Genomic DNA, 12747 nt, shown 5'->3' with positions numbered 1-12747 from the left:
AATTGTGATGGTTAATATTTTTTTATTCATAAATTATTTGATTACCTTAATCCAGCCTTCTGGTGCCTCGATACGTCCCATCTGGATACCTGTCAGAGCGTCATACAGCTTCTTTGTATATGGTCCCATCTCTTCCATTCCACTTGGGAAGCAGATTTCCTTGCCGTGGTCGTTAATCTTTCCAACTGGAGAGATAACTGCAGCTGTACCACACAGACCACACTCTGCGAAATCCTTAACCTCATCGAAGTAAACCTCTCTGTGCTCCACCTTCATGCCAAGGTACTTCTCCGCAACTACCATCAATGAACGACGTGTGATAGAAGGAAGGATACTGTCTGACTTTGGTGTTACCAATGTGCCATCCTTTGTAACGAAGATGAAGTTTGCTCCACCTGTCTCCTCTACCTTTGTACGTGTTGCAGCATCCAGATACATATTCTCAGCGAAGCCCTGATTATGTGCATCTACGATTGGATATAAGCTCATAGCGTAGTTCAATCCAGCCTTGATATGACCTGTTCCATGAGGTGCTGCACGGTCATAATCACTGACACGGATTACGATTGGCTTTGCACCGCCCTTGAAGTAAGGACCAACTGGTGTACAGAATACACGGAACTGATACTCATCCGCTGGCTTTACACCGATAACCGGGTTGCTGCCGAACATATATGGACGGATGTACAGGGTTGCACCGGAACCATATGGTGGTACCCAGTCAATATTCGCCTCTACTGTCTTTACGACTGCATCAACCCACTTATCCTCCGGATATACAGGCATCTCCAGACGCTTGCAGGAATCTGCCATACGGGATGCATTTAAGTCAGGACGGAAAATCACGATCTGTCCCTTCTCTGTTGTATATGCTTTCAAACCTTCAAAACAGGTCTGTGCATACTGAAGAACTCCGGCACACTCACTCAGATTAACTGTTGCATCCTCGGTCAGTACACCATCATCCCATGCACCGTTCTTATAGTTTGATACGAAACGCTTGTCTGTCTGCACATAGCCAAAGCCGAGTGAAGACCAATCAATATTTTTGCTCATGATTTATTACTTCCTTTCCCTCATGCGTATTATCTGCCCTTTATTTTACCACTCATATGTAATTATGCAAGCAGAAAATAACATAATCGAGCGTTTTCACTTGTTTTTACTGTTCAATATACTTATTATATTATTTTTTGATTGCGATTGCTTCGATTTCAATCTTCACATCCTTTGGAAGTCTTGCAACCTCCACACACGAACGTGCCGGACAGTCTTTCTCAAAGAACGTTGCATATACTTCATTCACTGCCGCAAAATCATTCATATCTTTAATAAATACCGTCGTCTTTACCACATGCTCCGCATCGCTGCCTGCCTCATTCAACAACGCAATCAGGTTTCCGATTGCCTGCTTCGCCTGTGCCTTAACATCGCCTGTCTCAAGCTCGCCCGTTTCTGGAATGATTGGAATCATACCTGATGTATAAATCATATCTCCAACTGCAATCGCCTGTGAATATGGTCCGATTGCGGCTGGTGCCTTTGGTGTCTGAATCACTGTCTTCATAATATAAGTACCTCCTTTGTGGTGTTGCCCCCTCACATTCGTTCGGCGGCATGTCGTCGGCGCATCCTGAATATGTGCTTCGCACATATGCGCCTCCTATAAATGTTATCTAATCAACGAGTTCGATTGTCTTCTCCGTAATGCGGATCTTTCCCTCTTTTAAGAGACGTCCACAGGCGCGCTTAAACGCGTTTTTACTGAGTCCGAACTCCTTCTTGATTATATCCTTATCTGCCTTATCTGTAAACGGCAAAACGCCCTTATAACTCTTTATAACGGCATATACCATCTCACTGTCCTCTTCCATCTGCGCATACGCAAGCTTCCGCAACGCGAGATCTGCCTTTCCATCCGGACGGATCTTTACGATTCTGCCATGTACTTCATCGCCGACCCTCACTGGCGCATACAATTCACTTGTATAGATGAGTCCCGGATATTTGTCGTCAATTGCCACAAATGCACCAAAATCCTTCTTGAACTCATACACGGTTCCAACGAAATCCTGTCCTTCTTCGTAGCCTTCGATTGGCTGCAATTCTTTTCCTATCTTCATTGACACTGCCAGACGTCCGGATTTATCCACATACATCCGCACCAGATAGGACTTCCCAGCCTCCACCTTCGCCGTCTGTTCTTTAAATGGAAGCAGCACGTCACGTTCCAGCCCGCAGTCCATAAATGCACCTAAGCTTGTCACGCTCTTTACCTGCAGCTTCTTTACCTCACCGACTGTGATCAATGGTGTATTCGTTGTCGCAATGATTCGGTCCTGTGAATCACGGTAAATAAAGACGCGCAGGGATGCACCGGCTTTCACACCCTCCGGCACCTGTTTTCTCGGAAGCAGCACCGTCTCTGCCGTCGAGCTGTCCTCTTCACCAAGGTATATACCAAAGTCTTTCGAGCGAATGACTTTCAGATCATTCCATTTTCCAATTTCTATCATTTTTTCCTACTTTCTAAAAAATAGACCACAAACATGCGTGGTCTATTTTTTCTTGTCCTTATTCAACTTCAAAACTTTATTCTTTATAAATGATGCCTCTGTATCATCCGCTTTCTGGAAGCCCAGATTTTCCAATACATCCTGTGAATTGGTAAGTGAGAACACAGACATGCCCTTCTCATTCATCTTTTCCTTATAGCCATTGAATACATCCACAATCGCATACGTATCCTTTGTTCTGCGATCCGGACTTGCAATCACGTTTCGGATGCACCATGAATTAAACTCACTGCCCTTCTCTGGCACCTGTACATCGTCGCCCTTGACTTTCTTCACATATATGCTTTCTGTATCACAAATGGCCCACGGAACCACATATATTACGCTGCTCATAATTACTTCCTTTCAAATGGTTGTTCACTACGCAATCGATTTACATAAATCTTTGTTTTCTCCTAGCGTTCAACGTAAGCAATCATATAGTATTTGTTTCCGTTTGTCAAACAATTATTTATCCAATTCCTGACAAGTAGGCGGAATTGTAGTATGTTTCAACTTTTTGTAATTTTTTTTCAAAAAAGGCTTGCAATTTCAAAAGACATGTAATATAATACCATCTTGTGAGACACAAAAGAGTCTCCAAACTTCATAATGATGGGCTATCGCCAAATGGTAAGGCACTGGACTCTGACTCCAGCATTTTCCAGGTTCGAATCCTGGTAGCCCAGCTTATAAGACGGTCGAGGTTCGATCGTCTTTTTTATTTTGAATTGCGAGCCCCATTTATCCTACGGATAATATATGCAACAGAATCCTCCGCAGACGCGCTCTCGCTCGGTTCAATACATAACGGTACTAAATTCGCAGCAGCAAAATTGCTGCCGCTCATTAAGTGCCGATGTATTTCAACGGTCTGCTTGAGTATTTGTTGCATATATCATCCGTATCTACACTTTGGTTGCTCGCATATTAACTATAAAATTAAAGATTGAATCTCTCGTCTTATCTGCCTTATTATATTATATATAGCACTGCACACTCACATTCCGCTTCGCTCCATGTTCGTGTCGCGCTGGCGCGCTATACGCGTGCATGCAGGTGTGCAGTGCTTGTAGGAACGCGCAAAAAAGCTTCCCGATTGCTCGAGAAGCTTTAAGTTATGCGGCCGAGAAGATTCGAACTCCCGACACCTTGGTCCGTAGCCAAGTGCTCTATCCAGCTGAGCTACGACCGCATCTGTGTTGTGTCTCACAACAGATGATATTCTATCGTAGTTTCAACTAAATGTCAAGCGATTTCTTAACAAAATTGAATTCAAATTTCAAATTTCAAAATCCTCAAAAGTCCAAACGTACAAACCCGGATGTCTCCATAAGATCGGCATAACCGACCATCTCAAAAACGGATGCAGGAATCCAGCCTGTATTCCACGGTACAATCCCCCTCCGCACACACAGAAATCCAATAATCATCCATCCGAAGCATAAAATACCGGTACGATGTACCAATGACGGTTTTCTGCACCGGATCGATTTCAAAGGAATTGAGCGGCACACTGATTCCATCGCCTGTAAGCTTCAGATATGCCTCTTTCATCGTCCATAGATAGAAGAACCGCTCTGCACACAAACTGTCATCCGGCTCGAACCCCGATTTCTCCGCCACCTCACCAGGCGCACCTGCCGTCTCCTGAGATACCACCTCTTTTTGTCCGGATACATAAGCATACTCCCGCTCGGTAAAGCAACGTCTGGCAACACGCAGATTATCCTTTTCCCGGATCTGCTCGATATCGACCCCCAGGGGCACATCACCGTGCGCCAGCACGACATAATCACCCGCATGGGAGAGATTGAAATAAAACGCTGGATGTCCCTGTACCGTTGGCTTTCCATTCTCGTTTTTTTCAAGCACCAATGCCTGCGGGGAGATACCAAGCTTTTCTTCTACAAGTGTCTGCAACAATAAACCTGCTACGATCGATGTATATGCTGGTTCCCGCCTACGAAAAGCCAATACCCGGGACTTTCGTTCCGGGTATAAGCGTTCGACCAATTCATCAAAATGTTGTTCTAAGTATTCACGATTTACTTTTACAACCGATACATGAATCTTTGTCATATTATTTATCTTCCAGTTCTGCAAGAATACGGAAGAGAATGCTGATTTCCTTCTCCTTTGCTGCATCGAGGTATGTCTTGAATCTGACTGAAGACTCAATCTCACCTGTGATAGAGATACGGACAAGCAGGTTACGAGCGGTCAGCATATTACGAACAACCGTCTGGTACTCATTGATCGTATCCTCGTTGTATTTCAGGAATCCGTGATTCATCAGATACTTAATACGCTCTAACATCAAAACCTTATGGTCATACATTACATGCAATGCACGGATATCGAAATCTGGCTCCTCTGCATGCAGCTGCTTCTCGATCTGTGCAAGCACCTTGTCATAAACCTTGATACCAAATGTTGTATCATCAAAACGGTTACGAAGCATACGGAAATGATCCTTTGTATCCTGAGAATTCAGGTACTCACTGATTGTCTGCTTAATCAGCTCTATATCCACTTCATAGATTGGATGCTCGGTGTTCTTCATAACAACATACAATCCACGGCCACCCTTGTGATCATCCTTAAATACATGGTCATCCTGCTCTGTGATAACTTCATAGCCACGCTCCAGATCAGAGAAGCTGACTGTGTTATATGAATAATGATCCTGGAATGTGAAGTCTCCTACATAGAATACTTCCTCGTCACGGTTGTATCCATAGATGAATAACTCATGAGGGAACTTGTAATCTACCTCTGCATCACACAAAATCTTTGCCTCATCAAATACGCCATATACATATCCATTCAGGTCGATAGTCTTGATAATGAAATCAATGATGTTTCCACAATAGCTCTGAATCTGCTCTTTCGTAAGAAGTGAGAACATCAGGTATGGACACTGCTTCAATGCGCTGCTTCCTGGCATCATATCTGCGAGAAGCATATCATCGCCTGTGAAGATCTCCTGAATGTTGTAGCAACGAAGCTGAATGTAGTTGCTGAAAATCCATTTCTTTGCATTCTCATCATCTGAGAGAATGGAAAACAGTGTTGCATGCCACTGCCAAGATGTAATCATTGGATATGTTACTGGTAATTTTTTCATATCTGCCATTTTACTGTTCCTCCCAATCTATGCTAATTTTTCCGCTATCACTGCTGCAATATCGCTGAACGAATCGTAATCGCTGAGTGCAAGCTCATAATCGGTAAATGAAATATCAAACTTGCTTTCTGCTGCTACGAGCAGGCGAATCAAAGATACGGAATTCACGCCATATTCGTTTACCATATTTGCATGCATATCTACCTCATCCAATTCCGGTAACACATCATGAATCACTTCCGTAAGTTTCGTTACAATCTGTTCCTTTTCCATTGTCTGTACCCCCTTGGTATAAATTACTTTCTCGATGTCTCAAGTACTTTAATTTTACTATTATTGCGTCTGAAAAGCAAGAAAAAAAGAGTGCGCATGCACTCCGTGTCGGAATCCATTCACACTCTTTTCTCTGTTACGGCTAAATCTTAGTACTTTGTAACGTTCAGCTTTACGCCAGGACCCATTGTAGAAGCTACTACTAAGCTCTTAATGTACTGTCCCTTTGCTGCTGCAGGCTTAGCCTTAACAACTGCATCTATTAAAGTCTGGAAGTTGTCTGTTAACTGCTCCTCTGTGAAAGAAGCCTTTCCAATTGGCACGTGGATAATGTTTGACTTATCAAGTCTGTACTCAATCTTACCAGCCTTAATATCGTTGATTGCCTTTGTTACGTCCATAGTAACTGTACCAGCCTTTGGATTTGGCATCAAGCCCTTTGGTCCAAGGACACGTCCAAGACGTCCAACAACACCCATCATATCTGGTGTAGCAACAACAACATCAAAATCCAACCAGCCTTCGTTCTGGATCTTTGGTACAAGCTCATCTCCACCTGCGTAATCAGCGCCTGCTGCAAGAGCCTCGTCTACCTTGTTACCCTTAGCAAATACGAGAACCTTTACAGTCTTACCTGTTCCGTGAGGAAGAACAACTGCACCACGAACCTGCTGGTCTGCATGACGACCATCTACGCCCAAACGGAAGTGAGCTTCGATTGTCTCATCAAACTTTGCGCTAGCTGTTTTCTTAACGAGTGCAACAGCCTCTTCTAAGTCATATGTTTTTGTCTTTTCAATAAGCTTTGCAGCTTCTGAATATCTCTTACCTGTTTTCATTCAAATAAACCTCCTGTAGTTTTTGCGGGAGCGACCCTCCTACGATTATTTCTTATTAGTCCTCAACTTCGATTCCCATAGAACGAGCTGTACCAGCGATCATGCTCATAGCAGCCTCAAGGCTTGCTGCATTCAGGTCTGGCATCTTCAGCTCAGCGATCTCCTGAACCTTAGCCTTAGAAATCTTTGCAACCTTTGTCTTGTTCGGTGCTGCAGATGCTGACTTAAGGCCGCACGCCTTCTTAAGCAGTACTGCTGCCGGTGGAGTCTTAGTTACAAAGCTGAAACTCTTATCTGCATAAACTGTGATAACAACAGGGATGATCATATCGCCCTGATCAGCAGTTCTTGCGTTAAACTCCTTTGTGAACTGTACAATGTTTACACCGTGCTGTCCAAGTGCAGGACCAACAGGTGGTGCAGGTGTTGCCTTTCCTGCAGGAATCTGTAATTTAATATATCCTTCTACTTTCTTAGCCATTATAGCTACCTCCTAAACCTCTTACATCTTCTGGATATCTCCAAATCCAATCTCAACAGATGTAGCACGTCCGAAAATGTCAACGTCAATGGTTACGGTTCTCTTGCTCTCGTTAATTGCCTTAACAACAGCAACATTGCCTTCCCAAGCTCCGGTAATAACCTTGATCTGATCGCCAACTTCCACATCAATGTGAACCACTGGTGCCTCAGTCACGATACCCATCGCACGCATCTCGCGCTCTGTCAAAGGAACCGGCTTGGATTCCGGACCTACAAATCCTGTAACACCCCGTGTGTTACGAACTACATACCATGTAACATCGTTCATATACATATGAACCAGAACATAACCCGGAAACAACTTTCTCTGAACTGTCTTTTTCGCGCCTGTCTTTGTTGTCTCAATTACCTCCTGAACCGGTACGGTTACCTCAAGGATTTGCTCTTGAAGCTTTCTGTTTTCAACAGTCTTCTCGATATCATTTTTCACCTTGTTCTCATAACCTGAGTAGGTATGAGCTACATACCATCTTGCCTCACCATCGGTCGGAATTCCGCTTTCTGGTGTTCCAGATGTTGCAGCTTCGTTTTCGAATAGTTCTGACATACATTCACCTACCTAACCAACAATATAAGTTAAACCGATCTGTAACAGGTAATCCACACCTGCAATGATAAATCCGAGAATTACGGAAATCACGATTACAGCCGCAGACTGTCTCACGAGCTTGTCCTTTGTCGGCCAAGTGATCTTGCCGAACTCTGCTTTCAGCTCCTGAAACCAGCTTCTCTTCAAGGAAGGTGAAGAAGTCTCTTCTTTTTTTGACATAGACTACTCCTCCGATTACTTTGTTTCCTTGTGCATCGTGTGCTTCTTACAGAACTTACAATACTTCTTTGTTTCCATTCTGTCTGGATGCGTTTTCTTATCCTTTGTCATATTGTAATTACGCTGTTTACAATCCTGACATGCCAATGTAATTTTTACACGCACAACTGTCCACCTCCATATTTATTTTTTCACAGATGACATCTTAGAATCCTCTTTTTTCGTGCAAAAAAAAAGGACCTCTTCCATCGCAAGCTTTAGAATAACAAAACCTGCATATAAAGTCAAGGAAAAAGTTGAATTTTTACGATATTTATAATATATTTAATTATAACAAAACCATTATATTGGGAAAGGAGGCCTTCTTATATGAATATATCACAAGTGTACAATTATTTAAACCATGATCTTGTACCGAAGCGTCGCACACGCACGCACAAGGCTTCCGAACTCAAAGCGGTTTACAACAGTATTTCCAAATACAATCAGTCATCCCCGCTCTATCTGGTTTCCCTCTCGGAATCGAGACAGGAGCATATGATTGATATCAAGGAACAGGCGCTAACCCTGCGTGACATCACCGACCAATTGGCGAATCCAGACAGTGAGCTTTACACAAAGAAGCAGATCTTCACAGATAATCCAGATGCGGTATCTGGTTCTTTCCGTGCACATGCGTCTGGCGAACTCCCGGATCATATGACTCTGCAGATCGACCAGCTTGCCAACGAGCAGGTAAATGTCGGCACTTACCTTGATTCCGACGGCACGGCACTTGCACCGGGCAGCTACAGCTTCTCCATGCAGACGATACATGGCAATCTCCCATTTACATTGTCTGTCTCCGGTGCTGATACAAACCTGTCTTTGCAGGAACAGCTTGCCGATCAGATCAACCGCAGGCATATTGATGTACGCGCTTCTATTATAAAGGAAGGAAATACGAGTGCACTTATGCTCGCTTCTGCGGATACAGGTACGCCAGAGACCGTTTCTTCCTTATATTTTACATTTGATAAAAAACAGGGTGCCGAAGTAGTTGATACTTTCGGACTCAATCAGATACAGACCTATCCGGAAAATGCGCGATTTTACATCAACGATCTGGTGCATTCCTCAACCTCCAATCATATCTCGATCAATCAGGTTGCGGAATTTGATTTTCATAAGGTCACAGATACACCAGTAAATGTGCAGTTCACACCGGACAAAAGTCTGCTTGTCGATCAGATGACAAATTTCACTGATGCATACAATCAGTTAGTTACCCTCTCCGAGGAGGGCGAGCCAACCTCGATTGGAAGCCGCAACCTCTATCACGATATCTCTGGTATTGTCACACGTCATGAGGAACAGCTTGCCTCCATCGGCATTACCATTGGCGAGGATCATCGCATGCAGTTTGATGTTGCACAGGCAAACGGCATTTCGTACGATACATTAAATACACTGTTTGGAGAAAATTCCAGCCTTCGGGCAGATATTGGAAAGACAGTGAATCGTCTGACCTTAGATCCGCTCGCTTACATCGACCGCCTGATTGTGACATATCCGAACGCAAAAGAAAAACAGACCGCAACCTATACGCAGTCTGTTTACAGTGGTCTGATGTATAACAATTATGCATAATATTTTCTATTTAAAAAGCAGCACGCAGATGCCAGCAAGAATCAGCAAATGCAGCGGATAGAATATGTAAAATACCCATTTTAATTTCAACCCGCGTTTTTCATTGTAAAAATGGACAATGCCTGCATCCACAAGTGCGCATAATTCTGTCATATTTAATACTGATAATACAACACAAGGAGCTGCCATCCGCAGTTCCTTTTTTTGATTCCGGAATCCATATGCCGTACAGATCGCCAGAACGCCGACTGCACCATAATCTGTATGCAGCGCATATGCAAGCGCCGCCCCAAACGCAACCACACCAACGATCAGAATTGTTTTCAGAATCGTATCCATTTGCAGGGTACGCAAGCCCTCCAACGCGGTCAGTACAATCATACCGATTGCCAATGTGAAGAATACATTCTGGCTGGTAAATTCCAATACATGCCCTTTCAAGACGCTATTCGTCGACAGATTCACTGCCAGATCAAACGGAATCTCAGAAATGATCGCAAAAAGCAACAGTCGTCCAATATAGAGAAACCGGTTATGTGTATACTGAAATCCCTCTAGCAACAGAAAAATAAAAATGGGAAATGCCAATCTGCCAATGCCACGCAGAACATAATACAGGATAACCATCCCTGTCATACGCACATTTCCAAATGCATCAAAATTATCCGAATTGCGCTGGACAAGCTGTAACACAATGGTTGCCCCAATGTGATCAATCAGCATTGTGATTATAGCAATGATCTTGAGCGTACTGCCTGTAATTCCCGTGCGTATATCCTCTGTTTTTTCTGCCTGCATCGTCTGTTCCAATCTACCAGTCTCCCTCTTCTTTCATTGTGCGCACATTCGTCATCCTGTTCTGTGGCAGTTACGCTTTCATCTCCTGAAACACTCTGGCAGCCACTTCCGGAAGGTCACTGAACTTCTCGATTTCTGCAACTTCTGTATTGATCGTTCCAAATCCATATTTTGCGTGAATGAAAGTCGCCCCCGCCTGCATTGTCGCATCATAATCGCCCTGGATATCCCCGACATAGATGGTCTGCTCCAGACCATTTCGCTCCATCACAAGACGGATGTTATCCCCCTTGCTCTTCTCGTTATTTCCATAACATTCAATATCTTCAAAATACTGTCCAAAATTATAATAGTCCAGAAATGCCTCGATATAGCCACTCTGGCAGTTACTTACGATATACAGATGATACTGTTCTTTGAGCTTTTTTAATGTATCCTCCAGATCTGGAAACAGTTTCCCACCATTTCTGCGGAGATACTCGTTCTCCCAGTCACAGCATTTCTCCAGAAGTACCTGCTGCGCCTCTTTATCAAGCTCTGGAAATACAATCTGTGCGATCACATCCATTGTCTTTCCCATCACAGATTTTACATCCGCTTCTGTGATATCCATGTCTTTCTTATACTCATTGTGAATCACCTGTGTCCATGACTTTGCGACACCATCCGCAGAATCCCACAATGTGCCATCCATGTCAAATATGATACCCTGTTTCATCGTAAGTCTCCTTTATATTAAAATTTATACCTTATTTATTCCCAGAATTATTTTCTGCATACAACATGTACCATCCGCATGATCTGCATCATCAAATACCGCATGCCAAATATGTTTGTGCGTTACTGTGCCATGCTCTGTGTCTTCAACCGCCTGCTTATCCTACGACGCACAATCACAAAGCAAACCACGTGTGCGCAGATCGTGATGATCCAGCTTACCGGATAGGTCAGATACAGCGACTGCGGTGTATGGAACTGCTCGTATATGCGGAAAAATGTAAATATCCACAACAGTCGGAGTCCGCACGCACCAATCAGAGATACGATCGTCGGCATCACGGAATACCCAAGTCCGCGCAGTGAGCCAACCATGACATCCATAATACCACACAGCGCATAAACTGTACATATAATCCTCAGACGATTCATACCAGCCGCTTTCACAACCGCACTTCTCGTATAAAATCCAAGCAGATCCGGTCCGAAGAATACCGCCAGATTGCCAAGCACCAGACCGGTCACAATGACACATGCCTGTGCCGTAAATAAAATCTTATTCACACGCTCGTATTTGCCCGCGCCGACATTCTGACTCGTGAAGCTGATCGTACCCTGATAAAATGAGTTCATCGATACATACACAAAGCCCTCGATATTGCTAGCCGCAGAATTCCCGGCAACGACCGTCGATCCAAAAGAATTGACGGACGACTGGATAATGACATTTGATATCGCAAAAATCACGCCCTGCAGACTCGCCGGGAGTCCGATCCGCAGAATCTCTGCAAACCGCTTCGGATGAATGCGAAGCTTTGATGGCGTCAGACGGATACTGCCCTTCTCCTTCATCATACAGCGGATGACCAGACTGGCAGAGATCGTCTCAGAAATAACCGTCGCCAGTGCAACACCTGCCACGCTCATACGGAACACGATTACAAAAAGCAGGTTCAGTCCAATATTGATAACACCTGCCGCCGACAGGTAGTAAAGTGGTCGTTTCGTATCTCCGACCGCACGCAGGATGGCACTGCCGAAGTTATATACCATCATGGATGTCATACCTATAAAATAAATGCGCAGATACGTTGTCGCAAGCGGAAGTACATCCTCTGGTGTCTGCATCCAGATCAGAATCTGTCTCGCTCCGATACAACCGATCACAGTCAGAATGATGCCGCTGAAAACACTCAAAAGCATCGCCGTATGTACGGTATCGCTGACATCTTCCTCTGCCTTCGCACCATAGAACCGCGCCACCAGTACATTTGCACCAATTGACAGTCCTAGGAAAAAGTTCGTCAACAGATTGATGAGCGCTGTGTTGCTTCCGACTGCTGCAAGCGCCGTATCCCCTGCAAAGTTTCCAACAACGATGATATCAGCTGCATTGAATAAAAGCTGCAGCACGCTCGAACACATCAGTGGCAGCGTGAACGCCAGCAGCTTCGGCAGGATGGCACCGTTGCACATATCAATCTCATATTTTTT

16 protein-coding genes and 2 tRNA genes are annotated in these 12747 nt (G+C 44.2%); 2 read left to right on the top strand and 16 right to left on the bottom strand.

Annotation, left to right across the window (positions count from 1 at the left end; genetic code table 11):
- Positions 1–33 precede the first annotated feature (33 nt).
- From H9Q76_RS02405 to H9Q76_RS02390, 4 genes are all read right to left on the bottom strand, one after another.
- Entirely contained in the window at positions 34–1059 is a 1026-nt protein-coding gene (locus H9Q76_RS02405) for a branched-chain amino acid aminotransferase (RefSeq protein ID WP_117781301.1), read from the bottom strand.
- Positions 1060–1186: 127 nt separating this feature from the next.
- A complete protein-coding gene (locus H9Q76_RS02400) occupies positions 1187–1567 on the bottom strand; it encodes a RidA family protein (protein WP_117781302.1) in 381 nt (126 codons plus the stop codon).
- Positions 1568–1676: 109 nt separating this feature from the next.
- Positions 1677–2516, bottom strand: a complete 840-nt coding sequence (locus H9Q76_RS02395) for a CvfB family protein (protein ID WP_021984624.1) — start codon at positions 2514–2516, stop codon at positions 1677–1679.
- A 42-nt stretch (positions 2517–2558) separates the two neighbouring features.
- Positions 2559–2909 (bottom strand): hypothetical protein, encoded by a 351-nt coding sequence (locus H9Q76_RS02390; protein ID WP_021984625.1) that lies wholly within the window; start codon positions 2907–2909, stop codon positions 2559–2561.
- 262 nt (positions 2910–3171) lie between these two features.
- Here H9Q76_RS02390 and H9Q76_RS02385 point away from each other — a divergent pair.
- Positions 3172–3244: transfer RNA gene (locus tag H9Q76_RS02385), tRNA-Gln, on the top strand.
- A 432-nt stretch (positions 3245–3676) separates the two neighbouring features.
- On the opposite strand, the gene H9Q76_RS02380 is transcribed toward H9Q76_RS02385, so the two are convergent.
- From H9Q76_RS02380 to rpmG, 9 genes are all read right to left on the bottom strand, one after another.
- Positions 3677–3750, bottom strand: a tRNA-Arg gene (locus tag H9Q76_RS02380).
- 161 nt (positions 3751–3911) lie between these two features.
- Positions 3912–4637 carry a 4'-phosphopantetheinyl transferase family protein gene (locus H9Q76_RS02375; RefSeq protein WP_182432453.1) on the bottom strand — a complete coding sequence of 242 codons (726 nt, stop codon included), beginning with the start codon at positions 4635–4637 and terminating at the stop codon, positions 3912–3914.
- A gap of 1 nt (position 4638) precedes the next feature.
- A complete protein-coding gene (locus H9Q76_RS02370) occupies positions 4639–5694 on the bottom strand; it encodes a hypothetical protein (RefSeq protein ID WP_021984626.1) in 1056 nt (351 codons plus the stop codon).
- 18 nt (positions 5695–5712) lie between these two features.
- Positions 5713–5958, bottom strand: coding sequence for an acyl carrier protein (locus tag H9Q76_RS02365; protein ID WP_021984627.1), 246 nt, complete (start codon positions 5956–5958; stop codon positions 5713–5715).
- A gap of 149 nt (positions 5959–6107) precedes the next feature.
- Positions 6108–6797: a 50S ribosomal protein L1 gene (rplA, locus tag H9Q76_RS02360; protein WP_021984628.1), complete on the bottom strand. Its 690-nt coding sequence runs from the start codon at positions 6795–6797 to the stop codon at positions 6108–6110.
- A gap of 55 nt (positions 6798–6852) precedes the next feature.
- Positions 6853–7278, bottom strand: a complete 426-nt coding sequence (gene rplK, locus H9Q76_RS02355; protein ID WP_021984629.1) for a 50S ribosomal protein L11 — start codon at positions 7276–7278, stop codon at positions 6853–6855.
- A gap of 21 nt (positions 7279–7299) precedes the next feature.
- Positions 7300–7887 carry a transcription termination/antitermination protein NusG gene (nusG, locus tag H9Q76_RS02350; RefSeq protein ID WP_021984630.1) on the bottom strand — a complete coding sequence of 196 codons (588 nt, stop codon included), beginning with the start codon at positions 7885–7887 and terminating at the stop codon, positions 7300–7302.
- Positions 7888–7899: 12 nt separating this feature from the next.
- Positions 7900–8109, bottom strand: coding sequence for a preprotein translocase subunit SecE (gene secE, locus H9Q76_RS02345; RefSeq protein WP_021984631.1), 210 nt, complete (start codon positions 8107–8109; stop codon positions 7900–7902).
- A 15-nt stretch (positions 8110–8124) separates the two neighbouring features.
- A complete protein-coding gene (gene rpmG, locus H9Q76_RS02340) occupies positions 8125–8274 on the bottom strand; it encodes a 50S ribosomal protein L33 (protein WP_021984632.1) in 150 nt (49 codons plus the stop codon).
- A gap of 204 nt (positions 8275–8478) precedes the next feature.
- On the opposite strand from rpmG, the gene fliD reads away from it, so the two are divergent.
- Positions 8479–9738: a flagellar filament capping protein FliD gene (fliD, locus tag H9Q76_RS02335; protein WP_021984633.1), complete on the top strand. Its 1260-nt coding sequence runs from the start codon at positions 8479–8481 to the stop codon at positions 9736–9738.
- Between the two features lie 6 nt (positions 9739–9744).
- Here the strand turns inward: fliD and H9Q76_RS02330 are convergent, their stop codons facing one another.
- The 3 genes from H9Q76_RS02330 to H9Q76_RS02320 all read right to left on the bottom strand — a co-directional run bounded on the left by H9Q76_RS02330 (position 9745) and on the right by H9Q76_RS02320 (position 12729).
- On the bottom strand, positions 9745–10548 hold the full coding sequence (locus tag H9Q76_RS02330) for a TraX family protein (RefSeq protein ID WP_249321497.1): 804 nt from the start codon (positions 10546–10548) through the stop codon (positions 9745–9747).
- Positions 10549–10606: 58 nt separating this feature from the next.
- Entirely contained in the window at positions 10607–11254 is a 648-nt protein-coding gene (locus H9Q76_RS02325; protein WP_118374446.1) for an HAD family hydrolase, read from the bottom strand.
- 122 nt (positions 11255–11376) lie between these two features.
- On the bottom strand, positions 11377–12729 hold the full coding sequence (locus tag H9Q76_RS02320; protein WP_249321879.1) for an MATE family efflux transporter: 1353 nt from the start codon (positions 12727–12729) through the stop codon (positions 11377–11379).
- Positions 12730–12747: the final 18 nt, after the last annotated feature.

Origin of the sequence: Wujia chipingensis, assembly GCF_014337155.1 — a bacterium.
Taxonomy (GTDB): domain Bacteria; phylum Bacillota; class Clostridia; order Lachnospirales; family Lachnospiraceae; genus Coprococcus_C; species Coprococcus_C hominis.
This window is presented reverse-complemented; position numbering and strand designations above follow the sequence as displayed.

Bases quoted from the DNA above. Each gene is read 5' to 3' on its own strand.
- H9Q76_RS02400 (WP_117781302.1), bottom strand. From the start codon at position 1,567: ATGAAGACAGTGATTCAGACACCAAAGGCACCAGCCGCAATCGGACCA.
- H9Q76_RS02365 (WP_021984627.1), bottom strand. From the start codon at position 5,958: ATGGAAAAGGAACAGATTGTAACGAAACTTACGGAAGTGATTCATGAT.
- H9Q76_RS02325 (WP_118374446.1), bottom strand. From the start codon at position 11,254: ATGAAACAGGGTATCATATTTGACATGGATGGCACATTGTGGGATTCT.
- nusG (WP_021984630.1), bottom strand. From the start codon at position 7,887: ATGTCAGAACTATTCGAAAACGAAGCTGCAACATCTGGAACACCAGAA.
- H9Q76_RS02370 (WP_021984626.1), bottom strand. From the start codon at position 5,694: ATGGCAGATATGAAAAAATTACCAGTAACATATCCAATGATTACATCT.
- H9Q76_RS02320 (WP_249321879.1), bottom strand. From the start codon at position 12,729: ATGTGCAACGGTGCCATCCTGCCGAAGCTGCTGGCGTTCACGCTGCCA.
- rplA (WP_021984628.1), bottom strand. From the start codon at position 6,797: ATGAAAACAGGTAAGAGATATTCAGAAGCTGCAAAGCTTATTGAAAAG.
- secE (WP_021984631.1), bottom strand. From the start codon at position 8,109: ATGTCAAAAAAAGAAGAGACTTCTTCACCTTCCTTGAAGAGAAGCTGG.
- H9Q76_RS02375 (WP_182432453.1), bottom strand. From the start codon at position 4,637: ATGACAAAGATTCATGTATCGGTTGTAAAAGTAAATCGTGAATACTTA.
- H9Q76_RS02395 (WP_021984624.1), bottom strand. From the start codon at position 2,516: ATGATAGAAATTGGAAAATGGAATGATCTGAAAGTCATTCGCTCGAAA.
- rplK (WP_021984629.1), bottom strand. From the start codon at position 7,278: ATGGCTAAGAAAGTAGAAGGATATATTAAATTACAGATTCCTGCAGGA.
- H9Q76_RS02390 (WP_021984625.1), bottom strand. From the start codon at position 2,909: ATGAGCAGCGTAATATATGTGGTTCCGTGGGCCATTTGTGATACAGAA.
- fliD (WP_021984633.1), top strand. From the start codon at position 8,479: ATGAATATATCACAAGTGTACAATTATTTAAACCATGATCTTGTACCG.